Raw genomic sequence first — 1,276 nt, 5'->3', positions numbered from 1 at the left:
CCGCGATGCCCCGCCGGCGGGTCGCCGGCGGGGCATCGCGGGTGAGGAGAATTTCTCAGGCGTTGGCCAGGTCGGCCACGGGGCGACCGTTGAGTGCATTGGCCAGCTGCGGGGTCAGCACATCCAGCGCGTAGAGCAGCGCCTGGGGACCGCTGTAGGTCAGCGCACCGCTGAGATTGGACTCGAACGTCGTGTACAGCGTGCGCCCGTCACGCACCACGCCCAGACGCGCGAAGGCCGGTGAAGCCATCATCTGTTCCCTGGTCGCTCCGTTGACGAACAGCACGTCACGGTCGAGCAGATCCAACTTCTCCTCGCTGACATCACCTTCGACGTCCTGGGTCTCGAACCCCAACGCCGAGAAGAGGGCACGGCGCGGATCTTTGGCGGGCAACAGGTAGTGACCGCCGTTCTCCGGCCCGAAGTCGACCACGAGCATCTTGCCGTCGAATTCCGGGTTGGCTTTCCGCGCCTCGTCGATGCGCCCCTTGACCTCGTCGACCAGTTGCTGCGCCCGCTCCTGTTTGCCCAGCGCCTTACCGGTCGTGAGAAGTTGCACGTCCCAGGGGGTTTCCTCGTCGGCATAGTCACCGGACTGGATCACCGTAGGCGCGATCTGCGACAGGCGATCATAGGTCTGCTTGTCGATCGTCTCGTAGATCGCGAAGATCAGGTCGGGCTTCTGCGCGGCGATGGCCTCGAAATCGATGGTGTCCGCGCCCCAGGTGCCGACACCTTTGCCGTCGGTGGCGGCCTTGACCCAGGGATAGTTGTTGTACTCCTGGAAGAACTCCCGGGTGCTGACCGGGACCACCCCCAACGGCAGCACGAAATCCTGATCCGTCCACCCGACGGTGACCACCCGCTTCGGATCGGCAGGCACCTTGGTCTCGCCGAATTTGTGCGCGATCGTCACCGTCGCGGCTTGCGGCTCCGACTTCTGCTCGGAGGCACAGCCCGCCAACGCTCCCACACCCAGCACGACGGCGGCCAGCACCGCCGTGAGGCGGCGCCAACCGCGATATCGACCCGATCGATGCTCCACGCGTATGTCCCTTCTTTCGACATCAGTGCGTGAAGTACATTAGCTTAGGCTTTCTTAAGTCATGCGCCTTCCCGGAGTGCCGCGTTCGACGAGGACGGACGGGCGCGCCGCGAGCGAGGTTGCGGTGCAACGACTTCAATCGAGCCGACCGGGCAGAGGGGCGGTATTGCGCGGCACCAGAAATAGGTTAGCCTTGGCTAAGCGTGGGTCGAGGTGCCGCGCGATCGAGTT

At 64.6% G+C, this 1,276-nt stretch carries 1 protein-coding gene; it reads right to left on the bottom strand.

Translation table 11 applies throughout. From position 1 onward, the window contains the following. Positions 1–55 precede the first annotated feature (55 nt). A complete protein-coding gene (locus MCHLDSM_RS15870) occupies positions 56–973 on the bottom strand; it encodes an ABC transporter substrate-binding protein (protein WP_234714035.1) in 918 nt (305 codons plus the stop codon). Between the last annotated feature and the right edge of the window lie 303 nt (positions 974–1,276).

Origin of the sequence: Mycolicibacterium chlorophenolicum (assembly GCF_001044235.1) — a bacterium.
GTDB classification, from domain to species: Bacteria; Actinomycetota; Actinomycetes; order Mycobacteriales; family Mycobacteriaceae; genus Mycobacterium; species Mycobacterium chlorophenolicum.
Note: the sequence above shows the minus strand (reverse complement) of the source record. Positions and strands in the feature narration are given on the sequence as shown.